The organism is Microbacterium sp. NPDC090225, assembly GCF_044772365.1.
Classification (GTDB): domain Bacteria; phylum Actinomycetota; class Actinomycetes; order Actinomycetales; family Microbacteriaceae; genus Microbacterium.
Genome location: NZ_JBIVYS010000002.1, coordinates 382,400 through 405,720 on the forward strand (window position 1 = coordinate 382,400; position 23,321 = coordinate 405,720).

General features: G+C 69.0%; 21 protein-coding genes. 15 read left to right on the forward strand and 6 right to left on the reverse strand.

The window, feature by feature from the left end; translation table 11 throughout:
* Nucleotides 1-5 precede the first annotated feature (5 nt).
* Entirely contained in the window at nt 6-1,577 is a 1,572-nt protein-coding gene (locus ACIQTT_RS15785; protein WP_402792150.1) for a dolichyl-phosphate-mannose--protein mannosyltransferase, read from the reverse strand.
* A 22-nt stretch (nt 1,578-1,599) separates the two neighbouring features.
* On the opposite strand from ACIQTT_RS15785, the gene rsmI reads away from it, so the two are divergent.
* Together rsmI and ACIQTT_RS15795 are read left to right on the forward strand one after the other, a co-directional pair.
* A complete protein-coding gene (gene rsmI / locus ACIQTT_RS15790) occupies nt 1,600-2,421 on the forward strand; it encodes a 16S rRNA (cytidine(1402)-2'-O)-methyltransferase (RefSeq protein ID WP_402792152.1) in 822 nt (273 codons plus the stop codon).
* An 8-nt stretch (nt 2,422-2,429) separates the two neighbouring features.
* Nucleotides 2,430-3,074, forward strand: a complete 645-nt coding sequence (locus ACIQTT_RS15795; RefSeq protein ID WP_402792155.1) for a class I SAM-dependent methyltransferase — start codon at nt 2,430-2,432, stop codon at nt 3,072-3,074.
* Between the two features lie 19 nt (nt 3,075-3,093).
* Here the strand turns inward: ACIQTT_RS15795 and ACIQTT_RS15800 are convergent, their stop codons facing one another.
* The 4 genes from ACIQTT_RS15800 to ACIQTT_RS15815 form a co-directional block, all read right to left on the reverse strand.
* Entirely contained in the window at nt 3,094-3,351 is a 258-nt protein-coding gene (locus ACIQTT_RS15800) for a hypothetical protein (RefSeq protein WP_402792158.1), read from the reverse strand.
* A 159-nt stretch (nt 3,352-3,510) separates the two neighbouring features.
* Nucleotides 3,511-3,972, reverse strand: coding sequence for a hypothetical protein (locus tag ACIQTT_RS15805; protein ID WP_402792161.1), 462 nt, complete (start codon nt 3,970-3,972; stop codon nt 3,511-3,513).
* Nucleotides 3,973-4,016: 44 nt separating this feature from the next.
* The gene (locus tag ACIQTT_RS15810) at nt 4,017-5,600 is read right to left on the reverse strand and encodes a hypothetical protein (protein WP_402792163.1); all 1,584 of its coding nucleotides are present in this window, start codon (nt 5,598-5,600) and stop codon (nt 4,017-4,019) included.
* 71 nt (nt 5,601-5,671) lie between these two features.
* The gene (locus ACIQTT_RS15815; protein WP_402792165.1) at nt 5,672-5,965 is read right to left on the reverse strand and encodes a hypothetical protein; all 294 of its coding nucleotides are present in this window, start codon (nt 5,963-5,965) and stop codon (nt 5,672-5,674) included.
* Between the two features lie 145 nt (nt 5,966-6,110).
* On the opposite strand from ACIQTT_RS15815, the gene ACIQTT_RS15820 reads away from it, so the two are divergent.
* From ACIQTT_RS15820 to ACIQTT_RS15860, 9 genes are all read left to right on the forward strand, one after another.
* Complete coding sequence (locus ACIQTT_RS15820; RefSeq protein WP_402792167.1) at nt 6,111-7,211, forward strand: LacI family DNA-binding transcriptional regulator; 1,101 nt, start codon at nt 6,111-6,113, stop codon at nt 7,209-7,211.
* A 122-nt stretch (nt 7,212-7,333) separates the two neighbouring features.
* Complete coding sequence (locus ACIQTT_RS15825; RefSeq protein ID WP_402792169.1) at nt 7,334-8,998, forward strand: ABC transporter substrate-binding protein; 1,665 nt, start codon at nt 7,334-7,336, stop codon at nt 8,996-8,998.
* Entirely contained in the window at nt 8,995-9,975 is a 981-nt protein-coding gene (locus tag ACIQTT_RS15830) for an ABC transporter permease (protein WP_247634278.1), read from the forward strand. Before ACIQTT_RS15825 ends, ACIQTT_RS15830 begins: the two co-directional genes overlap by 4 nt.
* The gene (locus ACIQTT_RS15835) at nt 9,972-10,886 is read left to right on the forward strand and encodes an ABC transporter permease (protein ID WP_402792172.1); all 915 of its coding nucleotides are present in this window, start codon (nt 9,972-9,974) and stop codon (nt 10,884-10,886) included. Before ACIQTT_RS15830 ends, ACIQTT_RS15835 begins: the two co-directional genes overlap by 4 nt.
* On the forward strand, nt 10,883-12,607 hold the full coding sequence (locus tag ACIQTT_RS15840) for an ABC transporter ATP-binding protein (protein ID WP_402792174.1): 1,725 nt from the start codon (nt 10,883-10,885) through the stop codon (nt 12,605-12,607). The genes ACIQTT_RS15835 and ACIQTT_RS15840 overlap by 4 nt, the downstream gene beginning before the upstream one ends.
* Before the next feature lie 32 nt (nt 12,608-12,639).
* Nucleotides 12,640-13,809, forward strand: coding sequence for a glycoside hydrolase family 1 protein (locus ACIQTT_RS15845; protein WP_402792177.1), 1,170 nt, complete (start codon nt 12,640-12,642; stop codon nt 13,807-13,809).
* A gap of 34 nt (nt 13,810-13,843) precedes the next feature.
* On the forward strand, nt 13,844-15,430 hold the full coding sequence (locus ACIQTT_RS15850; RefSeq protein ID WP_402792180.1) for a molybdopterin-dependent oxidoreductase: 1,587 nt from the start codon (nt 13,844-13,846) through the stop codon (nt 15,428-15,430).
* A gap of 30 nt (nt 15,431-15,460) precedes the next feature.
* Nucleotides 15,461-17,056, forward strand: coding sequence for a methionine--tRNA ligase (gene metG / locus ACIQTT_RS15855; protein WP_402792183.1), 1,596 nt, complete (start codon nt 15,461-15,463; stop codon nt 17,054-17,056).
* 16 nt (nt 17,057-17,072) lie between these two features.
* Entirely contained in the window at nt 17,073-17,945 is an 873-nt protein-coding gene (locus ACIQTT_RS15860) for a TatD family hydrolase (protein ID WP_402792186.1), read from the forward strand.
* Here the strand turns inward: ACIQTT_RS15860 and ACIQTT_RS15865 are convergent.
* Complete coding sequence (locus tag ACIQTT_RS15865; protein WP_402792189.1) at nt 17,924-19,207, reverse strand: MFS transporter; 1,284 nt, start codon at nt 19,205-19,207, stop codon at nt 17,924-17,926. The genes ACIQTT_RS15860 and ACIQTT_RS15865 overlap by 22 nt on opposite strands.
* A gap of 55 nt (nt 19,208-19,262) precedes the next feature.
* On the opposite strand from ACIQTT_RS15865, the gene rsmA reads away from it, so the two are divergent.
* From rsmA to ACIQTT_RS15885, 4 genes are all read left to right on the forward strand, one after another.
* Complete coding sequence (gene rsmA, locus ACIQTT_RS15870; protein WP_402792192.1) at nt 19,263-20,123, forward strand: 16S rRNA (adenine(1518)-N(6)/adenine(1519)-N(6))-dimethyltransferase RsmA; 861 nt, start codon at nt 19,263-19,265, stop codon at nt 20,121-20,123.
* Nucleotides 20,120-21,187 carry an aldo/keto reductase gene (locus tag ACIQTT_RS15875; RefSeq protein ID WP_402792195.1) on the forward strand — a complete coding sequence of 356 codons (1,068 nt, stop codon included), beginning with the start codon at nt 20,120-20,122 and terminating at the stop codon, nt 21,185-21,187. Before rsmA ends, ACIQTT_RS15875 begins: the two co-directional genes overlap by 4 nt.
* A 4-nt stretch (nt 21,188-21,191) precedes the next feature.
* Nucleotides 21,192-22,136 (forward strand): 4-(cytidine 5'-diphospho)-2-C-methyl-D-erythritol kinase, encoded by a 945-nt coding sequence (locus tag ACIQTT_RS15880; protein ID WP_402792198.1) that lies wholly within the window; start codon nt 21,192-21,194, stop codon nt 22,134-22,136.
* 113 nt (nt 22,137-22,249) lie between these two features.
* On the forward strand, nt 22,250-23,281 hold the full coding sequence (locus ACIQTT_RS15885) for a LacI family DNA-binding transcriptional regulator (RefSeq protein WP_402792201.1): 1,032 nt from the start codon (nt 22,250-22,252) through the stop codon (nt 23,279-23,281).
* Nucleotides 23,282-23,321 lie beyond the last annotated feature (40 nt).

Consider the following 23,321-nt stretch of genomic DNA (forward strand, 5'->3'; position numbering starts at 1 on the left):
CGGGGTCACACCCAGCCGGGCAACCAGTTGTGCACGAGCCAGAACGGGTACGGCACGCTCAGGCCGACCCAGGACGGCAGGAAGAAGATCGACGCCAGCACGGCGAATACGAGGAAGACGATCACGGTGCGCTCGCCGGACTGCCGTCGGTGCAGCGGATCGTCGCGTCGACCGGCGATCGTGCGCAGGGTCAGCGCGAGCGCGATCACGAGGAACGGCATCATGACGACCGTGTAGAACTGGAAGATCGTGCGCTCGGGGAACATCAGCCACGGCACGTACGTCACCGCGAGGCCGACGAGCGGGATGCCGATCTCGGCGCCGACCGGCTGCCGGAGCACCCAGCCGCGCACGAGCCGGTAGAGCAGGTAGACGGATGCCGCGACGCCGGCGTACCAGATCAGCGGGTTCGGGATCGAGGAGATCACCGCGATGCAGTGGTCGGTGCCGCAGGGTCCGGGGTCGCTGTCGACCCACACCGCGGTGGGGCGCAGGAGGAACGGCCACTCCCAGGCGGGACTCGCGTACGGGTGCCCGCGGGTGAGCCCGACGTGGAACCCGAGCATGGACTGGTGGTAGTTCCACAGCGCGATCAGCGGATTCGGGTCGCTCTGCCGGTCGTACCCTCCCGCGGTGACCAGCCATCCGGTCCAGCTGACGAGGTAGGTCGCGAGCGCGGGGAAGACCAGCAGCACGAAAGAGACCGGACCCTGCCGGAAGACCGCATCGGACGGCCAGACGACGACGCCCGCGCGGCGCCGTGCGAGGGCATCCGTCACGACGACGTACAGGCCGAAGCCCGCGAGCGCGTACAGGCCCGACCACTTCACGGCGGAGGCGGCGCCGAGGGCGACGCCCGCCGCGATCAGCCAGGGGCGCCGCCACAGGATCGGACCCCACAGCGGCTCGGGTCTGTCGGGATCGCCGCGTTCGAGCAGCGGGATCGTGCGGCGCCGGTCGAGCAGCACGAAGAGGACGCCGAGCAGCACGAAGAAGGTCAGCGGGCCGTCGAGCAGGGCGATGCGGCTGAGCACGATGCTCAGGCCGTCGATCGCGAGCAGGAACCCGGCGACGGTCGCGACGACGGTCGATCCGGTCAGCACACGTGCGATCAGGTAGACCACCAGAACCGAGGCGGTGCCGAGGATGCCGGTGGCGAGACGCCAGCCCAGGCTGTCGTCGGGTCCGCCGGCGGCCATGCCCAGGGCGATCAGCCACTTGCCGAGCGGCGGGTGGACGATGAACGAGCCCTTCTCCGACAGGGGGAGATCCTGGTTCGCGACGAACGCCTCGTTCGCGTTCTCGCCCCAGGTGCCCTCGTACCCGAGCGTCCACAGCGACCAGGCGTCCTTGACGTAATACGTCTCGTCGAAGGCGAGCTCGTGCGGATGCCCGACGTTCACCAGTCGCAGGAACGCGGCGAGCAGGGTCACGGTGAACGGCGCGAGCCACTTCAGGATGCTGTTCCACTCCGGATCGAGCAGCAGGCGGGCGCGGGTTCGCCCCCACCAGGTCGTGCGCTCCGCGTGTGCGGGCAGGTGCTCCGACAGGGGAGGAGCGGGCTCGGGCGAAGTCACGGGTACAGCCTAGGCTGGGCGGGTGATCATCCTCGCTGCGACCCCGATCGGAAATCTCGGCGACGCCTCTCGCCGCCTCATCGAGGTGCTCGAGAACGCGGAGGTCGTCGTGGCGGAGGACACGCGCACCACGCAGAAGCTGCTGAAGGCGCTCGAGATCGCCAACCGACCGCGCCTGATCGCCCTGCACGATCACAACGAGAAGCAGAAGGCCGCCGAGCTCGCGACCCTCGCGATCGAGACCGACGTCGTCGTGATGAGCGATGCGGGCATGCCGACGGTGAGCGACCCCGGTTACGGGCTCGTCGCCGAGGCGGTCGCCCAGGGCGTCACGGTCACCGCGATCCCCGGGCCGAGCGCGCCGCTGATGGCCCTCGCAATCTCGGGTCTGCCAACCGACCGGTTCACGTTCGAGGGGTTCCTGCCCCGCAAGCCCGCCGAGCGCCGCACCACGCTGCGGGCACTCGCCTCCGAACCGCGCACGATGGTGTTCTTCGAGTCGCCGGCCCGTCTCGCCTCGACGCTCGCCGACATGGGTGCGGCCTTCGGCGACGACCGGCGCATCGCGGTCTGCCGCGAACTCACCAAGTTCTACGAGGAGGTGCGTCGGGGAACCGCCGCCGACCTCGTCGCGTGGGCCGAGGGCGGCGTGAAGGGCGAGATCGTCGTGGTCGTCGAGGGGGCGCCGCGTCGCGATGCCTCGCCCGAGGACGCGCTCGCGCAGGTGCAGCGGCTCGTCGCCGACGGCATCCGCCTGAAGGATGCCGCCTCCGAGGTCTCCGGGCTCACGGGGCTGTCGTCGCGCGATCTGTACCAGGCGGCGCTCGCCGCGAAGAAGGGCTAGCCGACCGAATGTCGGATGCGGTGGGGTCGGACGCGGAGATCGCCGCGGCGTACTCCGTGCGCGCCGAAGAGTACGTGCGCGTGCTGGGTGACATCGAGCAGCTGGATGCCGCGGATCGCGCGACCATCGGGGCCTGGCGCGACTCCACCACGGGAACGCTGCTGGATGCCGGCAGCGGGCCGGGGATCTGGACACGGTTCCTCGGCGAGGGTGGCGATGGCCACCCACGCGACGCATGGGGCCTCGACGTCACCGAGGCGTTCGTCGCCTCGGCCAGGGCGCGCTTCCCGGACACGACGTTCGCGGTCGGGTCGTTCCGGGATATCCCCGCAGCGGACGCCTCGCTCGGCGGCATCCTCGCCTGGTACTCGCTGATCCACACCCCGCCCGTCGAGGTGCCCGCCGTGCTGGCGGAGTTCGCGCGGGCGCTCCGTCCCGGCGGGAGCCTGCTGATCGGCTACTTCGACGGGCCGGCGCGCGAGCCGTTCGCGCATCAGATCGCCATGGCCTATTTCTGGTCGGCCGACACGCTCGGCGAGATGCTCGCCGACGTCGGCTTCACCGTGGCGTCCGCCGAGCGCCGCGATCGATTCCCCGGTGAGGCGAGCACCCGCTCGCACGGTGCACTGACCGCGGTTCGCCGTCGCGGCTGATTCGGAAAACCCCGTTGATCTAGAAGGTTCCGCCGGGGTAGACGTCGTCCGGCAGGATGAAGCAGGCCGAACCGCCATCGATCTGGATCGTGTCTTCACCGAGCTCGCCGACGAGGTAGCCTTCGGCCGATGACGGCGAGGTGAGATGCAATTCGTAAGCGCCGCCGCCATCCGTCCTCGTACTGATCTCGAAACGAGGGTCGTCGGTGAACGTGTGTTCGATGGCGCGCACTACCTCGTCGATGTCGGTGCCGGGGGCCACTGTGACGGTGGTCACGCCCTTCCACCGGTAGCTCGGGGCTGCAACTGACGCAAGCGGCCAGGGCGAGCGCCGCCAGCAGCCCTGCAGAGGCTTTCCTCCGGTTCATTCGTCGGCGCGATGGGCCTAGCGAGCGCCCGTACGGTGCGCTGACCGCGGTGCGGAAGAGCCGCTGAGTCAGAAGGTGCCCCCCGGGTACACGTCGTCCGGCAACGTGAAGCATTCCGAACCCGAGTTGATGACGATCGTTCGCTCGTCAGCCGCGCTGACGATGTAATTGGCAGCGGTGGTGGGCGACATCAGCTGAACGTTGAAGGCCCCCGTCGGGCCGACCCAGTTCCGCGACTCGAAGCGCTCGTCGGATGTCATACGCGTCTCGAGATTTCTGATGAGGAGTTCCGCATCGGATTCGGCCGAGAGAGTCACCGTCGTCGATCCGTTCCAGCTGTGCTGCGTCTTGTCGCATGACAGCAGCACGCCCTTCGGTTTCTGCACCACATCGACAACCGATCCCGCGGGGATCGTCGAGGCGATCTCGAGCTCCATGGCCTGTGCATCTGCTTTCGCCGTTTCCAACGTCACGCTGTTCTCCTCATTCCGGTCATGCGTCCCCGGCACGCACCCCGTCAGCACCACCATGAAGAAGACCACTCCGACTACAGCGATACTTCGCACACGCGATCTCATTGGTTCACCAGCGCAGTCATGTCGATCAGAGCCTTCTTGTTGTCGTCGCTGTCACTGGCGACCAGATTGTGGTTGTCGATCAGGATCCCGACGTCGTCGATCGGAACATACACCCCTGGGTATCCGCTCGACGACACCGACGCCGAGTCGGCCAGCCGGTCATCGTCCGGTCCTACGTAAAAGTCCCCGTGGTCGAATGCCGGGTGTTCGCGCGGTGTGTTCCCGCCCCAGACCACGCCCATGTCCTGCCCGGTCTGCAGCAGGTCGTGGTAGGAGAGGTCGGTGTAACTCGTGTTCCGGTCTGGCTTCCACTCCTCGAGCATGCCTGCGCCGGAGAGGGAGATCACCTTGTCGTACTGCGCGCCGGCGACCTCGGAACTCGTCACGTTCGCGAGTCCCCAACTGTGTCCGATGGCGTTCTGTTCCGCGGACCCGAGGAGGGGATCGGATCGCATGCCGGCCTCGAATCGAGCGAGCTGCTGTCCCGCCGCTGCCGCGCGATCGGGATCGTTCGCCTCTCCGATGCGCAGCATGTTCATTCCGCCGACTTCCGCGTTCTCCCCGGGGAACAGCCCGTCCTTGTACACGAAGGCCACCGTTCCGGGCACCTGGTCCGCGAGGTAACGGGCGACCTGTTGCACACCGCCGCTGTAGAAGTCGCCGAGACTCGTGAAGGTGCCGGGTACGTACGTGATCACCCGCTGCGTCTCGGGCGTCGGTGTGCCGATCATCTCCACGATGCGCGACGACTCCCGATCGTAGAGATAGAGCTGCACCGGGTTGTCGTCGTTCAGTACCTGTTTCAGATAGGCGATCTCGCTGCGCAGGAAAGCGGCTCGTTCGTCGGAGATCCCCGCAACGGCGAGGTCCGCTTCCGCCGCAGCGATCCAATCCGGCACGTTGAGGCGGTTGGCGGCGACTCGGACCGAGGCGGGGATGCCGTCCAGGGCGCCGATGATCTCCGGATGAGCACTCAAGATCTCGTCCTGCAGGTCCGGACGGGACATCCAGAGGGCGAGGACGTCCTCCGGCGTCGAGGCCCCGAGGAGTGCGTCGAGGAAATCCCTCGCCTCGACCGTCACCAGCACGCTGTCGGCGCCGACCAGAGCGCGAACCGCGGCGTCGTAGGCTTCGTCCCACGCCGCGAAATGCCGTTCGTACTCGGCCCAGAGTTCGTTCAGCTCCTCTTCGGATCGATCCCGCGCCTCGATGCAGTCGGCAGCCTCGTCCTCTGCCTTCTGAAGTGCCTTCGAATCGTCGACCCGAGAGGCTGCCAGTGCCCCTCGACCAGCGCTGTCAGCTGCACGCCCGAGTGTCTCCCATTCGGCGTGTGCGGTCTCGATCTGCTCGATCAGAGCGTTCGCCTTCTGTGCATGCTCGTCATGCGCTCGGGCATATGTGCTCAGGACCTCCGCAAGCGACTGCGCGAGCGCGACATCGGGACCGATCACCGACAGGATCTCGGTGGCGTCGTCGCGCGCCCCGGACACCGCCTTCCCGACACCGGCGATGCCGGTCGCGCGCGCCGCCGCCGAACGGAGAGAACTCAAGTGCTCGGCGGAAACGTCGAACTGATCCACCCAACGCGACATCGTGCCCACGTCGCCATCGATCTTCTCGAGCGGATACCCGCGGTTCGGCGAAGTGAGACTCATGGCTGTTCCTGACCCGTGAGCTCGACGTCGAGGTCGGAGTAGCGGTCGGTGATGTTCGTCATCGTCGTTCGCAGCGCCGCGCTCGCCTCCTGATGGGCGAGTGTCGCATCGCGAAGCACGTCGATCTGACGGGAGAGTGCCGATCTCAGCTCATAACGACCGATCGGCGCAGCGACCCCGGAGTCGTCGACCGCGAGATTCGAGGCATCCGTCTGCAGGTCGAACGCTGCATCGGCGAGATCCGTCGCCACTTCGTGCAATTGGTCGTAGAACACCTGTACGTCGGTCACGAAGTCCCCCCGGACAACTCTGCGATCTGCACATCTGCTGCGCGATGTGCAGATGAGAGCATAGCCGTTCCGGCGCACCTCGCCGGGTACCCTGGCCTGACGCCCCGGCGCAGGGGCACGAATCCCCAGGACGGAGCAACACATCGTGAGCAGGTCCGTGACCGTCTACGACGTCGCCGCGCACGCCGGCGTCTCGATCGCCACGGTCTCCCGGGTGCTGCGCTCGCCGGATGCCGTCCGCCCGGCGACGCGCGAACGGGTTCACGAGGCGGTCTCCGAACTCGGCTACGTGCCCAGCGGCAGTGCGCGCGGGCTCGCCGAGCGGCGCACCGGGGTGCTGGGACTGTACTTCCCGGGGTTCGACGCGGCCGAGGAGGCCCCGGACCTCGACGTCTTCGTGGAGGACCCGGCATCCGTCCCTCCGTTCACCCTGGCGCACGATGACGGCGAGGTGCACCCGACGTCGCTCTTCCTCGACGAGGTGCTGCGCGGGGCCGAGCTCGAGGCGTGGAAGCGGGGCTTCGTGCTCATGATCGGAGTGGGCCGTGACGACCCCGACCGCTCGACGGTGCGCGACATGGCGGGTCGCGTCGACGGACTCGTGGTGCTCGCGCGGAGCGTGCCCGACGCCGTTCTCGCGCGCCTCTCGCGGCGCATCCCCGTCGTCGTGCTCTCGGGTCCGCCGCGCGGCGACGACTACGACCACGTGACGGTGAGCAACGCCGAGGCGATGGGCGAGCTCACCCGGCACGTGCTCGCGCAGGTGCCGGAGGGCGCGCGGGTGGCCTTCCTCGCAGGCCCCGAGGACTCGCCGGACGGTGGGCAGCGGTGGGAAGGATTCTCGCGTGCCGTGCGCGACGCGGGCATCGGGGCGGATGCCGTGACCGTGGTGCGCGGCGACTTCACCCGGGAGTCCGGACGTATCGCGACGGGCGAGCTGCTGGCCGGGGGAGCCCCGGATGCCCTCATCGCGGCCAACGACCAGATGGCTCTGGGCGCGATCGACGTGCTCCGCGACGCCGGGTTGCGGGTGCCGGAGGACGTGCTCGTGACCGGTTTCGACGGCATCGAGGCGGCGGCGCTCTCGCGGCCCGCGCTGACGACTATCCGGCAGCCGATGATCGACCTCGGACGCGCGGCCGTGCAGGTGCTCGCGCGTCGGTTGGAGCATCCGGATGCCCCGCCCGCGGTCGTGCGCCTGCCCCTGCAGATCCTGCTCCGGGAGAGCTCTCAGCGCCCCTCCTGACCCCTGCGCACACGGCGTCGTGATCGTGTCAACCCCTTGCATTCTCAAAATGTATGCGCTTACAGTAGCTACTCGAGGGGCCACCGGGTCCCTCCATGACGACGACGACATGAGGTGGACGCGTGGCGAAGACGCACATGCTCCGACGCTGGCGCAGGACGGCGGTGGTCGCGCTCGCGGCGGCGGCCGTGGCGCTGAGTGGATGCAGCATCCAGATCACATCCCAGCCCGATCCCACGATCGGCGACGACACGATGCTCATCAACGCCGACCACGGAAACCCGTTCTTCACCCGGAACTTCAACCCGTACCTGACGAACACGCGCACGGCGTCGCGCTGGATCTACGAGCCGCTCATCCTGGTGAACCCGCTCGACGGCGAACTGAACCCGTGGCTGGCGACCGAGTGGTCGCAGCCCGACGCGAAGACGATCGTCATGACGATCCGCGACGGCGTCGAGTGGAGCGACGGCGAGCCGCTCACCCCGGATGACGTCGCGTTCACGTTCCAGCTGCTGAAGGACGAGCCCACGCTCGACATCAAGGGCGCCTGGCAGCACATCGAGAGCGTCGAGACGCAGGGGAACGACGTCGTCTTCCACCTGCTGAGCGAGGACGCCCCGTCGCTGTCGATCATCGGCCTCACGATGATCGTGCCCGAGCACCTCTGGTCAGACGTCGAGGACCCGGGCACCTATCGCAACGAGGAGCCGGTCGGCACCGGGCCCTTCGTGCTCGGGAACTACAACGACCAGCAGTACTCGATGGATCGCAACCCCGACTACTGGCAGGCCGACTCGATCGAGATCGAGCACATCGTCCTGCCCGCCACGAACAACCAGCTCGACACCGTCAGCCGCGGATACGACTGGGCCTACGCCTTCATCTCCGACGTGGAGGGCACGTGGGGCGCGGCGAGCGAGCACAACTCCTGGTGGTTCCCGCCGGGTGGGGTGATCGCCCTGATGCCGAACCTCGAGGCCGCGCCCTTCGACGACGTCAACGTGCGGCGCGGCATCGCCCTCTCGCTCGACCGCGAGGAGATCGCCGAGACGGCATCCGAGGGATACATGGAGCCCGCCGGCCAGACCGGCCTCATCCTGCCCAACCAGGAGGAGTACCTCGACCCGTCGATCCCCGACTCCGGCATGATCACGCAGGACACGGATGCCGCGCTCGCGGCGTTCGAGGAGGCCGGGTACACGCTCGACGGCGATCGTCTCGTGGGCCCCGATGGGGCGCAGCTCGAGTTCGCGCTCACGACCGCGAACGGCTTCACCGACTGGACCCGCGCGGCCCAGAGCGTGCAGAGCCAGCTCGCCGCCGTGGGCGTGAAGGTCACGCTGAAGCTGCCGCAGCCGGCCGGGTATCAGAGCGCCATCAGCAACGGCGACTTCGAGATGGCGATCGGCGGCATGGGCAACGGCGACGCCTACCAGGCCTACAACAACCTGCTCTCGAGCGAGTTCTACGTGCCCTCCGGGGAGCCGACCGCGAACAACTTCGAGCGCTACCGCTCGGACGAGGCGGATGCCCTGCTGCTCGAGTACCGCGAGACGGTCGACCCCGACCGGCAGGCCGAGATCGTGCGCGAGCTGCAGAACATCGTCTACGACGAGATGCCCGTGATCGGCCTCTACTACGGCGGAATCTGGGGTCTGTTCAGCGACGCCAAATTCACCGGATGGCCGAGCGCGGACGACCCGTACATGATCCCGCAGAACTACGACTCGGCGCCGCTCATGATCTTCACGAAGCTCAAGCCCGTGAAGGAGGACGACCGATGAAGTACCTCCTGCAGAAGCTCGGCCTGTTCGTGCTCACGCTGTGGGCCGCGATCACCCTGAACTTCTTCCTGCCGCGGCTCATGCCCGGCTCTCCCGCCGACGCGGCGATCGCGAAGCTCTCGCAGAACGGGCCGGTGTCCGACGCGACCCGGGCCGCCATCGAAGCCCAGCTCGGCGTGCCGGGCGGATCGCTGTGGGACCAGTACGTGGCCTACCTCGGTCAGGTCGCGACGCTCGACTTCGGCGTCTCGTACACCTTCTATCCGCAGTCGGTGGCGAGCATGGTCTCGACCGCGCTGCCGTACACGATCGGACTCGTCGGGATCGTCACGATCCTCGCGTTCGTGATCGGTACGCTCATCGGCGTCGCGGCCGCTTGGCGCCGCGGCACCTGGCTCGACTCGCTGCCGACGCTGACGGGCTCGTTCCTCAGCACGTTCCCCTACTTCTGGACGGCGCTGCTGCTGCTGTTCTTCCTCGGGTACGTGCTGCACTGGTTCCCGACGACCGGCGCCTACTCGGCGACGACGACCCCGGGGTTCACCCTCGAGTTCATCGGCGATCTCGCCCGGCATGCGGTGCTGCCCGCGCTGACGATCCTGCTCACGTCGCTGGGCGGATGGATCATCGGCATGCGCAACGCGATGATCAACACGCTCGGCGAGGACTACATCACCTTCGCCGAGGCAAACGGGCTCCACGGGCGCACGATCGCCGTGCGGTACGCGGCGCGGAACGCGATCCTCCCCAACCTCACCGGTTTCGGGCTCACGCTCGGCGGCGTGGTGGGCGGGTCGATCCTCGTCGAGCAGGTGTTCGGCTATCCCGGCATCGGGTATCTGCTCTTCAACGCCGTGATCGGGCAGGACTACCCGCTCATGCAGGCGCTCTTCCTGATGATCACCGTGAGCGTGCTCATCGCCAACTTCCTCGTCGACATCCTGTACGGCGTACTGGATCCAAGGACCCGCCGATGACTTCCACCATGAACGTCAAGATCCCCTCCGCTCGCATCGCGCAACCGAGCCGCTGGCGCTCGGTCGGCCGCATGGTCGGCACGCTGTGGTCGAACGGCAAGGCCCGCATCGGGCTGTGCCTGCTCGCCTTCTTCGTGCTGGTGGCCGTGTTCGCCCCGCTCCTCGCTCCCTACGGAGCGAAGGAGAACGGCTTCGAACGCAATGCGGATGCCTCGGCCGCGCACTGGCTGGGCACCACCGCGGCCGGAGAGGACGTGCTGAGCCAGCTGATCTACGGCGCGCAGATCAGCCTGCTGGTCGGCTTCGCCGCCGGCATCCTCTCGACCATCGTCGCCGTGCTGATCGGTCTCAGCTGGGGCTACATGCGCGGGTTCTCGGGCGAGGTCGTCGGCTTCGTCGTCAACCTGTTCCTGGTGATCCCCGGCCTGCCCCTCATGATCGTGATCGCCGCCTACCTGCAGAACGGCGGCATCCTGATGATCATCGCGGTGATCGTCATCACCGGTTGGGCGTGGGGAGCGCGCGTGCTGCGCAGCCAGACGCAGTCTCTGCGAGGCAACGACTTCGTGGCCTCGGCGCAGTTCTCGGGCGACAGTCCGGCACGCATCGTGTTCCGCGAGATCCTGCCGAACATGACGTCGATCATCGCCGGCACGCTCTTCGGGGCGGCCACGGCGGCGATCCTCGCGGAGGCGGGTCTGGAGTTCCTCGGGCTCGGCGACTCGAGCATCGTCAGCTGGGGCACGATGCTCTACTGGGCGCAGAACTCCAACTCCCTGCTCACGGGCCAGTGGTTGCTGCTGTTCGCCCCCGGTCTGTGCATCGCGCTGCTCGCGCTGAGCCTCACACTCATCAACTTCGGCGTGGACGGAATCTCCAACCCGCGCCTGCGGGAAGGGAAGGGGCGATGACCGCCATGACCGTGTCCGAGACGACCGAGACACCGATCCTCCTCGACGTCGAGCAGTTGACGGTGGAGTACGCCTCTCCCGGCGCCGAACCGGTGCAGGCCGTGCACGACGTGTCGTTCACGCTCAGGCAGGGCGAGTTCGTCGGGTTGGTCGGCGAGTCCGGGTCGGGCAAGTCGACGCTCGGCTTCGCGTTGACCCGGCTGCAGAAGCCTCCGGCGCGCATCAGTGGGGGACGGATCCTGTTCGACGGCAAGGACATCCGCGACCTCGACGCCGAGGGGCTGCGCCGTCAGCGTCAGGGCGGGTTCGCGATGGTGTTGCAGTCGGGCATGAACGCGCTGAACCCGGTGCGCACCGTCGGCCACCACTTCGACGACATCTTCGCCGCGCACGGCCACGTGCCGCGCGACGACCGCGATGCCCGGGCGCGCGAGCTCGTCGCGAAGGTGGGGCTCGACCCGGCCGTGCTCGCGCGTTATCCCGGCGAGCTGTCGGGCGGGATGCGCCAGCGCGCCTCGATCGCCCTCGCCCTGTCGCTCGAACCGCAGCTGATGGTGTTCGACGAGCCGACGACCGCGCTCGACGTGCTCGTGCAGCACGCCGTGATGGACACGATCCGCGACCTGCAGCGCGCGGAGGGATTCACGGCGATCCTCATCAGCCACGATCTCGGCATCGTGCTCGAGGCCACCGACCGCGTGATGGTCATGCATGAGGGCCGCATCGTCGAAGACGCGGCGAGCGCCGACATCCTGCACTCCCCGCAGGACGAATACACGCGCATGCTCCTCAGCCACTACGCCGATCCGCGCGCGAAGACGATCGAGATCCCCGGGTTCGTGGACGCCGGTACCCGTCGTCGCGAGGGGCGCACGCGCACCGACGTGACCGAGACGCTGCCGACGGTGTCGCAGCGCGACACGCGACGGGCGGATGCCGCGATCGTCGTCGACGGCGTGAGCAAGCGCTACCCCGCTCCGCGTCGCGGGCAGGATGCCGTCACGGCGGTCGACGACGTGTCGTTCCGGCTGGAGCCGGGGGAGGCCCTGGCACTCGTCGGTGCCTCGGGCTCGGGCAAGTCGACGATCGCGAAGCTGCTCACCGGCATCGAGAAGCCGACCGCGGGCACGGTGCGCTTCGGCGAGACCGACGTCGCGTCGCTACGGCGCCGGGGTCTGCGCGATCTGCGCAAGGACGTGCAGATGGTCTTCCAGGATCCGTACGCCGCGCTCAACCCGCTGCACACCGTCGAGTACGCGCTGAGCCGGCCGATCCGCAACTACACGCCGCTGCGCGGGGTGGAGGCGCGCGCCCGGGTGCTCGAACTGCTCGAGACGGTCGGGCTCACCCCCGTCGAGCAGTTCGCGGCCAAGCTGCCGCACCAGCTGTCGGGCGGTCAGCGCCAGCGCGTCGTGATCGCGCGGGCTCTCGCGAGCGATCCGCAGGTGCTGATCGCCGACGAGCCGGTGTCGATGCTCGACGTCTCGCTACGGGCCGGTGTGCTCGCCCTGCTCGAGGATCTGCGCGAGCGCTGGGGCATCAGCATGCTCTACATCACGCACGATCTGCTCAGCGCCCGCCTCGTGACCGAGAACATCCTCGTGCTCAACCGCGGGCGGGTCGTCGAGCGCGGCGAGACCTCGCAGGTGCTGCAGCATCCCGAAGATCCGTACACGGTCGAGCTGCTCGATGCCGTGCCCAACCCCGCGCGCTCGCGCTGAGACCCACAAGACCCCTCATGAAAGGAGCATCCGTGCTCGCATTCCCCGACGGCTTCCTCTGGGGCGCCGCGACCGCCGCCCACCAGGTCGAAGGCAACAACACGACCAGCAACTGGTGGCGCATGGAGCACGCGCCGGACTCGCCGATGGTGGAGCCATCGGGAGACGCCGCCGACCACCTGCACCGTTATCCCGAGGACATGCGTCTGCTCGCCGACGCCGGGCTGAACTCCTACCGGTTCTCGCTGGAGTGGGCGCGGATCGAGCCGGAGCGCGGGTTCGTCTCGCGTGCGATGCTCGACCACTACCGGCGCATGATCGACACCGCTCGCGAGAACGGGCTCGACCCGACGGTCACGCTGATGCACTTCACGGTGCCGGAGTGGTTCCAGCGCGACGGCTTCTGGCGCGCCGACGATGCGGTCGACCTCTTCTCGCGCTACGTCGAGACCGTGCTGCCGATCCTCGACGGCGTGCGGTACGTGTGCACGATCAACGAGCCGAACATCGCGGCGATGCTCGCGGGCGGTGAAGACGCATCGAACCTCGTGGCCTACGGCCTTCCGAACCCCGATCTCGCGGTCGCCGACACCCTGCTCGATGCCCACCGCCGCGCTTCCGAGATCGTGCACACGGTTTCGGGCGCGCAAGCGGGGTGGACGATCGCGACCCAGGCGTTCCACTCGACCGGCGAGCCCGGCGCCGACGAGATGCTCGCGCAGTACGGGGACCCGCGCGACCACTGGTACCTCGACCAGTCCGCGGGCGACGACTTCGTGGGCGTGCAGGCGTACACCCGCACCTTCATCGGTCCGGAAGGGCCACTGCCGGTATCGCCCGACGTCGAGACGACGCTCACGGGGTGGGAGTTCTTCCCCGAGGCGTTGGAGCTGGGCGTGCGCAGCGCCTGGGAGCGCAGCGGAGGGGTGCCGGTGATCGTGACCGAGAACGGCATCGCGACCGCCGACGACACCCGACGCATCGCCTACACGCAGGGGGCGCTGGAGGGGCTGCACCGGGCGATCTCCGACGGTATCGAGGTGCGCGGCTACCAGCACTGGAGCGCGCTCGACAACTACGAGTGGGCGAGCGGTTTCGCGCCGACGTTCGGGTTGATCGCCTTCGATCACGAGACGTTCGCGCGCACCCCGAAGCCCTCGCTCGCATGGCTCGGTGAGGTCGCGCGCCGGAACGCTCTCTGAGTCCCGCGGGCCCGGGGCGGCGTACCATCGGGAGATGACGCAGGCGACGCCGCAGACGCTCGATGATCGGGAGCCTCGTGCCCGTGAGGATCGGGCACGAGGTGACCGCGTCCGCGCGGCGTCCGCCGGGCTCGCCGCCGCCGGTCTCGGCGTGGGCGTCGCGGAACTCGTCGCCGCCCTCATCTCCCCGGAGGCGAGTCCGTTCGCGGTCATCGGCGGCGGTCTGATCGATCTCGCACCGGCCTGGGCGAAGGACACGGCGATCGCGCTCTTCGGAACAGCCGACAAGGTCGCCCTGCTGGTGGGTATCGGGGTGGTTCTCGCCGCGGTCGCAGCTCTGGCCGGCGTGGTCGAACGGCGCATCTCCGGCCTCGGGGCGACGATGTTCGGCGTCCTGGGCGCGGTGGCGGTGCTGGTGGCGCTGACGCGAGCGAACCCGGGCCCGTACGCGTGGGTGCCCGGAATCGTCGCGGGCGGGATCTCGGCGTTCGTCCTGCGGCTGCTGATCCGCCGACTCCGTCCGATCGTCGGCGCCGCGCCCGACCCTGACGATCGGCGCCGCTTCCTGCTGTGGACGGGCGGCGTCGCGGCCGCGGGCGTGATCTCCCTGCTGATCGGCAATGCGGCCCGTGGGGCATCGCGATCCCTCGAGGCGGTGCGGAAGGCTCTCACGCTGCCGAAGCCGACGACCGCGGCGGCGGCGGTGCCGAGCGGTGCCGAGCTCGATCTGCCGGGCCTCGCCCCCGTCATCACGCCGACCGAGCTGTTCTACCGGATCGACACCGCCCTCGTGGTCCCGCGCGTGGACCCCGCCGACTGGACGCTCCGCATCCACGGGATGGTCGATCGTGAGGTGGTGGTCACCTGGGACGAGTTGCTGGCGCTGCCGATGACCGAGTCGTACGTCACGCTCTCGTGCGTGTCGAACGAGGTGGGCGGCTCGTTGATCGGCAACGCCCGCTGGCTCGGCCATCCGCTGCGCGAACTGCTCGCCCGTGCCGGCGTGCAGTCCGACGCCGACATGGTGCTCTCGACCTCGGCGGACGGGTTCACCGCCTCGTCGCCGATCGAGGCGCTCACCGACGATCGCGATGCGCTCCTGGCGATCGGTATGAACGGCGCCCCCTTGCCCCTGGAGCACGGCTTCCCCGCGCGGATGGTGGTGCCGGGGCTCTACGGATACGTATCGGCGACGAAGTGGGTGACCGAGCTCGAGGTCACGCGCTTCGACCGGGCGATGGGGTATTGGACCCCGCGCGGATGGTCGGACCACGGCCCGATCAAGCTGCAGTCGCGCATCGACGTGCCGCGTGGCGGACGGATGGTCGTTGCGGGGGAGACGATGATCGCGGGCATGGCCTGGTTTCCGCACACGGGTGTCGCGGGCGTCGAGGTGCGCGTCGACGGCGGGTCGTGGCAGGCTGCCGACCTCGCGGCCGGGATCTCCGACGACACCTGGGTGCAGTGGAGCATGCCGTGGTCGGCGCAGGTCGGTGAGCACAGCATCGAGTGCCGGGCGATCGGTGCCGACGGCGACACGCAGACCGACCAGCGCGCGGCTCCCGCACCCGACGGCGCCCAGGGCTGGCACCGCGTCGACGTGACGGTGGGACCGGCGTAACGTCGCCCTGCGGGCACCTAGAATTACTCCATGCCCGCAGGCGAATCGTTCTACATCACCACGCCCATCTACTACCCCTCCGATGTGCCCCACATCGGTCACGGGTACACCTCGGTGGCGGTCGACACGCTCGCGCGCTGGCACCGCCAGGCGGGCGACGACACCTGGATGCTGACGGGCACCGACGAGCACGGCCAGAAGATGCTGCGTGCGGCCGCGGCGAACAACGTCACCCCGCAGGAGTGGGTCGACAAGCTCGTCACCGAGGCGTGGTTCCCGCTGCTCAAGACGCTCGACGTCGCCAACGACGACTTCATCCGCACGACGCAGGAGCGTCATGAGGAGCGCGTGAAGAAGTTCGTGCAGGCGATCTACGACCGCGGCTACATCTACGCCGGCGAGTACGAGGCGCTCTACTGCGTGGGCTGCGAGGAGTTCAAGCCCGAGTCCGAGATCCTCGACGGCACGGGTCCCTTCGAGGGACTGAAGGTCTGTGCGATCCACTCCAAGCCCCTCGAGCTGCTGCAGGAGAAGAACTACTTCTTCAAGCTCAGCGAGTTCCAGGACCGTCTGCTCGAGCTCTACAAGGAGCAGCCCGACTTCATCCGCCCGGAGTCGGCGCGCAACGAGGTCGTCTCGTTCGTGCGCCAGGGTCTCAAGGACCTGTCGATCTCGCGGTCGGCGTTCGACTGGGGCATCGAGGTGCCGTGGGACGACGCGCACGTCATCTACGTGTGGGTCGATGCGCTGCTCAACTACGCGACCGCCGTCGGATACGGCGACCCTTCGACAGGCTCAGGGACCCAGACGGAGTTCGACCGGCGCTGGCCGGCCTACCACGTGGTCGGCAAGGACATCCTGCGCTTCCACGCCGTCATCTGGCCGGCGATGCTGATGGCCGCGGGCGTCGAGGTGCCCAAGGGCGTCTTCGCGCACGGCTGGCTGCTGGTCGGCGGCGAGAAGATGTCGAAGTCCAAGCTCACCGGCATCGCGCCGACCGAGATCACCGACGTCTTCGGCTCCGACGCGTACCGCTTCTACTTCCTCTCCGCGATCGCCTTCGGTCAGGACGGCTCGTTCTCGTGGGAGGACCTTGCGGCGCGCTATCAGGCCGAGCTCGCGAACGGCTTCGGCAACCTCGCCTCGCGCACGACCGCGATGATCGAGAAGTACTTCGAGGGGATCGTGCCGCCCGCGGGCGCGTACACCGAGAAGGATCTCGCGATCCAGCAGATCGTGGCGGATGCCGCGACGAAGGCGGATGCCGCGATCGAGCAGTTCCGCATCGACGAGGCGATCTCGTCGATCTGGAAGATCGTCGACGCGCTCAACGGGTACATCACCGAGAACGAGCCGTGGGCGCTGGCGCGCGACGAGGCGCAGCGCGAGCGGCTCGGCACGGTTCTCTACACGTGCGCCGAGGGTCTGCGCGCGCTCGCCGTGCTGCTGTCGCCGGTGATGCCGCAGTCGACCGAGAAGCTGTGGGAGGCACTCGGCGCCGGAGACGACCTGGGGCGCCTGCAGGATCAGCCGATCCGCGAGGCGGGAGCCTGGGGCAAGCTTCAGCCGGGCACGAGCGTCAACGGTCTCGCGCCGCTGTTCCCGCGCGTGGAATCCGCGGTCTGAGCGCCCGCGTCATTCCATGACCTACGTGCAGCAGCGGGACGGCGACGGGCGCAAGGATCTGCGGTATCCGGCGGCTCCCGAGCCGCTCGCGGTGCCGGTGTACGACAACCACGCGCACCTCGACATCGTCGACGGCGATGAGCCGCTGTCGCTCGGCGAGCAGCTCGATCGGGCGCAGGCGGTCGGGATCGCCGGCGTCGTGCAGTCCTCGGGCGATATCGAGTCGTCGCGCTGGGCGGTCGATGCCGCGGCATCCGATCCCCGCGTGCTCGCCGCGGTCGCGATCCACCCGAACGACGCACCCACCTACGCCGACGAGGGGCGCCTCGACGAGGCCATCGCGGTGATCGACGAGCTCGCGGCGCACCCGCGCACGCGGGCCGTCGGCGAGACCGGGCTCGACTTCTTCCGCACCGAGCCCGAGCGTCGCGATCCGCAGCACGCCTCATTCGAGGCGCACATCGCGATCGCGAAGAAGCACGGCATCGCGATGCAGATCCACGACCGCGATGCGCACGATGCGGTGCTCGAGACGCTCACGCGGGTCGGGGCGCCCGAGACGACCGTGTTCCACTGCTTCTCGGGAGACGACGCGATGGCCCGCGTCTGCGCCGACGCCGGGTACTACCTGTCGTTCGCCGGCAACGTGACGTTCAAGAATGCGCAGAACCTGCGCGACGCGCTGAAGGTCACGCCGCTCGACCGCATCCTGGTCGAGACGGATGCCCCGTTCCTCACCCCTGTGCCGCTGCGCGGGCGGCCGAACGCGCCGTATCTCGTGCCGATCACGGTGCGCTTCATGGCCGCCGAGCTCGATCTCGAGGTCGATGAGCTCTGCGCGCGGATCGCCGCGAACACGCTGCGTGTCTACGGCTCGTTCGGCTCCTGAGCCGGGTCGTCCTGTGAGACCGGTTTCGCGCTGACGATCGCGCTGATCGGTTTCCAGACGAACAGCAGGGTCAGCGCCGCTCCGGCGAAGGCGAACCACCACGGGGCCGTGAGGCCCCAGATCTCGGCGATCACGCCGCCGAGTGCCTGGCCGATCACCATGCCCCCGAACACGCCGACCATGTTCACCGAGGCGACGCGGCCCTGCAGTTCGGCGGGCACGAGCCGCTGGCGCACGGTGGTCGAGATCGTGCCCCAGACGAAGGCGTAGGCGCCGAAGAAGAACATGATCACGAGCGCCACCCACCCCACGGTGGTGAGCGCGAAGGCCAGGTGCATGAGCACCTCGAGCGTCAGCACGATGCGCATGAGGGTCGCGAACGAGATGTGCCGCTCCAGCCACCCGAAGCTGAGCGTCGCGAGAATGCCGCCGACGGCCGAGGCGGTGGTGAGCGCTCCGTAGCCCACCGCGCCCATGTGCAGGTGCTCGGTCGCGTAGAGCACGAGCACACCCCAGGGGGCGGCCCAGGTGACGTTGAAGAGCAGGATGATGAGCACCAGCATGCGCACCGGAGGGTTGCCCCACAGCCACCGCAACCCCTCGACGATGTCGGTGTGCACGGGAGGGTGCGCGGTGGCGCCGCCGTCGGCGCTCGCGCGCGGGGGCACCGGGGTGCGGGCCAGGCGCGAGATCAGCACGACGGCCGCGAGCACGCAGACGATCTCGACGAGGAACGGCCAGGCGCTGCCCGCCGCGAAGAGGAAGGCGCCGAGCGGCGGGCCGGCGAACTGGTTGGCCACGAGATAGCCCGCCTGGAGCCGTGCGTTGCCGATGCCGAGATCAGCGGGCTGCACCAGCATCGGCAGCAGCGTGCTGCCCGCGGTGTCGACGAAGACCTCGGCCGTGCCGTACAGGAAGGCCACTGCGAGCACGATCCAGATGTTGGCGGTGCCGGTGAGGAGGAAGACGCACAGGGCGGCGAGCACGACGGCGCGCGCGGCGTTGGCGAGCATCACCAGTCGCCGCCGGTCGAATCGGTCGGCGATCGCTCCCGCGTGCAGGCCGAACAGCAGCCACGGGAGGAACTGCAGGATCGCTCCCGCGGCGACGAGGATCGGCGACGAGGTCATCGAGGCGATCAGCAGGGGAGCGGCCGCGAGAGCGACGCCGTCGCCGACGTTGCTGGTCCACGATGACGCCAGCAGCCACCGGAAATCGCGTCCCATGCGGCGCGGGGCGACGAGTTCTCCGAGGGTGGGCACTCACCGAGAGTACTGGCAGCCGGGGACACCGCTCGCGGTAGGGGAGAATGGAGCAATGACCGTCACCCTGCTCGGCGCCACCGAGATCCGCCGCCTCGCCGCCGAGCTCGACGTCACCCCCACCAAGAAGCTCGGCCAGAACTTCGTGGTCGACGCGAACACGGTGCGCAAGATCGTGCACGCCGCCCGCGTGCAGCCGGGGGAGCGCGTCGTCGAGGTCGGACCCGGCCTCGGGTCGCTGACGCTCGCGATCCTCGAAGCGGGGGCGAAGGTCACCGCCGTCGAGATCGATCACCGACTCGCCGCCCGCCTGCCGCAGACGGCCGCGGAGCGCGGCGTGCCCGAGGGCATGCTGACCGTGGTGGACGCCGATGCTCTGCGCATCACCGAGCTGCCCGGCGAGCCGACGGTGCTCGTCGCCAACCTCCCGTACAACGTCTCGGTGCCGGTGCTGCTGCACTTCCTCGAGAACTTCTCGTACCTGGAGCGCGGGGTCGTGATGGTGCAGGCCGAGGTCGCCGAGCGTCTCGCCGCGAAGCCGGGGTCGAAGATCTACGGTTCCCCGAGCGTCAAGGCCGCCTGGTACGGCGAGTGGAAGCTCAGCGGAAACGTCTCGCGCCAGGTCTTCTGGCCGGTGCCCAACGTCGACAGTCTGCTGGTCGGCTTCGACCGCTCCGAGGGTGAGCGGGGGAGCGAGGACGAGCGCCGTCGTACGTTCAAGATCGTGGATGCCGCGTTCAACCAGCGCCGCAAGATGCTTCGACAGGCACTGTCGGGGATCTTCGGCAGCTCGGCCGCGGCATCCGAGGTCCTGACCGCCGCCGGCGTCGCGCCGACCGCCCGGGGCGAGGATCTTACGGTGGATGACTACCAGAGGATCGCCGCGCAGGCCGCAACGACTAATCTGGCACCGTGACCGACTCCCCCCGCTTCAGCCCGAACGTTCCCGAACTGCACCGCCCGTACGTCGCCGCCGAAGGCCGCTACAGCGAGTTCGCCTATCGCCAGGTCGGCTCGTCCGGCCTGTACCTCCCGCCGATCTCGCTCGGCCTGTGGTGGAACTTCGGCGACAACATCCCGCTCGACAACCAGCGCGCACTGCTGCGCCACGCGTTCGACCGCGGCATCACGCACTTCGACCTCGCCAACAACTACGGCCCGCCCTACGGCTCGGCCGAGAAGAACTTCGGGCGCATCTTCGCCGAGGACTTCCGCCCGTACCGCGACGAGCTCATCATCTCGTCGAAGGCCGGGTGGGACATGTGGCCCGGGCCCTACGGCGACTTCGCGAGCCGCAAGTACATCCTGGCCAGCGCCGAGCAGTCGCTCACTCGCATGGGCCTCGACTACGTCGACATCTTCTACTCGCACCGCGTCGACCCCGTGACGCCGATCGCCGAGACCGTGGCGGCGCTCGACACCCTCGTCCGCCAGGGCAAGGCGCTCTACGTCGGCATCTCCTCGTACAGCGCCGAGCGCACGGCCGCGGCCGTCGCCGTCGCGAAGGAGCTGGGAACCCCGCTCGTCATCCACCAGCCCGCGTACTCGATCCTCAACCGCTGGGTCGAGGACGGCCTCGACGACACCCTCACGCAGAACGGGCTCGGCGCGATCGCATTCACGCCGCTCGCGCAGGGGCTGCTCACCGACAAGTACCTCGGCGACGGCACGGCCGATCGTGCACAGAAGCGCGGCTCGCTGCCCGAGGGGCGTCTGAGCGACGAGGCCGTGCAGACCCTGCGCGACCTGAACGAGGTGGCGAAGGAGCGCCGGCAGTCGCTCGCCCAGCTCGCCCTGCAGTGGACGCTGCGCAACCCGGTCGTCGCCTCGGCGCTGATCGGTGCGTCGCGCGTCTCTCAGCTCGATGAGAACATCGCCGCGGTGAACGGCCCGGAGTTCACCTCCGAGCAGCTCGCCCGCATCGACGCCCTCTCGGGCACGGTCGACGTCAACCTGTGGGCCAAGTCCTCGGAGCTGTGAGCCGATGAGCTCTGCCGCGTCCGTCGATCGGGTGCACGTCCGCGCCCCGGGGAAGATCAACGTCTTCCTCGGGGTCGGCGGGCGCCACGACGACGGGTATCACGCCCTCGCGACCGTCTTCCAGGCGGTGTCGCTGTACGAGGACGTGATCGCACGCGCGGCCGGCGATTTCTCGGTGACGGTCAGGGGAGCGGACGGGATCGGCGGCGACGCGGATGCCGTTCCGCTCGACGACCGCAACCTGGCGATGCGCGCGGCGAAGCTGCTCGCCGCCGCCGCCGACTACCACGGCGGTGTGGCGCTCGAGATCCGCAAGAGCGTGCCCGTCGCCGGCGGCATGGGCGGGGGATCGGCGGATGCCGCGGCTGCCCTCGTGGCGTGCGATGCGCTGTGGGGCACCGGCTTCTCGCCCGCGCGGCTGCACGAGTTGGCCGCGCGTCTCGGGGCCGACGTGCCCTTCGCCCTGCATGGCGGCACCGCCGTCGGAACGGGACGCGGCGATCAACTCAACCCGGCGCTCGCCCGCGGCCGGTTCGACTGGGTGCTCGTCACCAGCGACGAAGGCCTCTCGACCCCCGTCGTATACGAGCAGCTCGATCTGCTCCGCGAGGAGGAGGGGGCGCTCGCCGACGATCCGCCGCTGAGCCTCGACGTGCCGATCCCCGTGCTGCAGGCGCTCCGGTCAGGTGATGCGGTGCAGCTCGCGGCGAGCCTGCACAACGATCTGCAGGCGGCGGCGGTGCACCGCCGCCCCGACCTCGAGGAGACGATCCGGCGCGGCATCCGCGCGGGTGCGCTCCACGGCATCGTGTCGGGCTCCGGGCCCACCGTGGCCCTCCTGTGCGGCGATCCGGAGTCGGCGCAGGCGGTGCAGACCTCGCTGCAGCAGGCCGGTCGCGAGGCGCTCCACGTGCACGGCCCTGTGCCGGGCGCGCGCATCCTCGTCTGACCCGATTCCCGACCGGTGCTCCGCCCTCGCGCTAGGCGCTTTTGCGCGCCGAGGGTCATAATGTACGTACGATGTGACCGTGCACATAAGGGTGCACATGCAAGGAGGCCGTGATGTCCACTGCCTCCGAGCGCGCCCGGATGCCCAGCATCCGCGATGTCGCCCGTCTCGCCGGCGTCTCGCACCAGACCGTTTCGCGTGTGCTCAACGATCATCCGAGCATTCGCCCCGAGACGAAGGCGAAGGTGCTCGACGCGATCTCGGTGCTCGACTACCGCCCGAACCTCGCTGCCCGTGCGCTCGTCACGAGTAAATCGAACATGCTCGGCGTGCTCTCGGCCACGATCGGGGAGTTCGGGCCGACCTCGTCGATCGCCAGTATCGAGGATGCCGCGCGCGAGGAGGGGTACTCGGTCTCGACCCTCAATCTCGCGGCGACCACGCCCGAGGCCATCGGCAGCGCGGTGCGTCAGCTCGCGCGAGAGCAGGTCGACGGCATCGTCGTGCTCGCCCCGCAGGTGCGCGTGTTCCACGTGCTGCGGGGGATGGCGGTCGACTTCCCGTTCGTGACGCTGCAGACCGCCTCGGGATCGGACGGGGTGAGTCTGTCGGCGGATCAGGTCGCCGGTGCGCGAGCCGCGACCGAACACCTCATCCGTCTCGGGCACAGCGACATCCTGCATCTGGCCGGTCCGCAGGACTGGATCGAGGCGGAGTCGCGCATGCGCGGGTACCTCGACGGACTGCGCGAGGCCGACCTGCCGACGTTCCCGCCGATCCGCGGCGACTGGACGGCGGACTTCGGCTACTTCGCGGGGCAGGAGCTGTCGCGCCGGCGCGACTTCACGGCGGTGTTCGCGGCGAACGACCTCATGGCGATCGGGCTCATGCACGGGTTCCGCGATGCCGGGGTGCGCGTACCCGACGACATCAGCGTCGTCGGGTTCGACGACGTACCGGTGGCCGCGCACGTGGCGCCGACCCTGACCACGGTGCACCAGGACTTCCCCGAACTGGGGCGTCGCGCGGTGAAGATCCTGCTCGCGCAGATCCGTGGGGAAGAGGCTCCGGAGTTCGGGCCCGTGCAGACCACGGTGCGCGATCGCGAGTCCGCGGGGCCGCACGCGCCGCGCAGGTCACGGTAGCGACACGAAAACTCGCGCCGGACTTGACAGGCCCGGTATG

Coding starts and splice junctions, on each gene's coding strand:
- ACIQTT_RS15795 (WP_402792155.1), top strand. CDS start 2,430: ATGTCGGATGCGGTGGGGTCGGACGCGGAGATCGCCGCGGCGTACTCC.
- ACIQTT_RS15805 (WP_402792161.1), bottom strand. CDS start 3,972: ATGGTGGTGCTGACGGGGTGCGTGCCGGGGACGCATGACCGGAATGAG.
- ACIQTT_RS15830 (WP_247634278.1), top strand. CDS start 8,995: ATGAAGTACCTCCTGCAGAAGCTCGGCCTGTTCGTGCTCACGCTGTGG.
- ACIQTT_RS15835 (WP_402792172.1), top strand. CDS start 9,972: ATGACTTCCACCATGAACGTCAAGATCCCCTCCGCTCGCATCGCGCAA.
- ACIQTT_RS15840 (WP_402792174.1), top strand. CDS start 10,883: ATGACCGCCATGACCGTGTCCGAGACGACCGAGACACCGATCCTCCTC.
- ACIQTT_RS15850 (WP_402792180.1), top strand. CDS start 13,844: ATGACGCAGGCGACGCCGCAGACGCTCGATGATCGGGAGCCTCGTGCC.
- metG (WP_402792183.1), top strand. CDS start 15,461: ATGCCCGCAGGCGAATCGTTCTACATCACCACGCCCATCTACTACCCC.
- ACIQTT_RS15860 (WP_402792186.1), top strand. CDS start 17,073: ATGACCTACGTGCAGCAGCGGGACGGCGACGGGCGCAAGGATCTGCGG.
- rsmA (WP_402792192.1), top strand. CDS start 19,263: ATGACCGTCACCCTGCTCGGCGCCACCGAGATCCGCCGCCTCGCCGCC.
- ACIQTT_RS15880 (WP_402792198.1), top strand. CDS start 21,192: ATGAGCTCTGCCGCGTCCGTCGATCGGGTGCACGTCCGCGCCCCGGGG.
- ACIQTT_RS15885 (WP_402792201.1), top strand. CDS start 22,250: ATGTCCACTGCCTCCGAGCGCGCCCGGATGCCCAGCATCCGCGATGTC.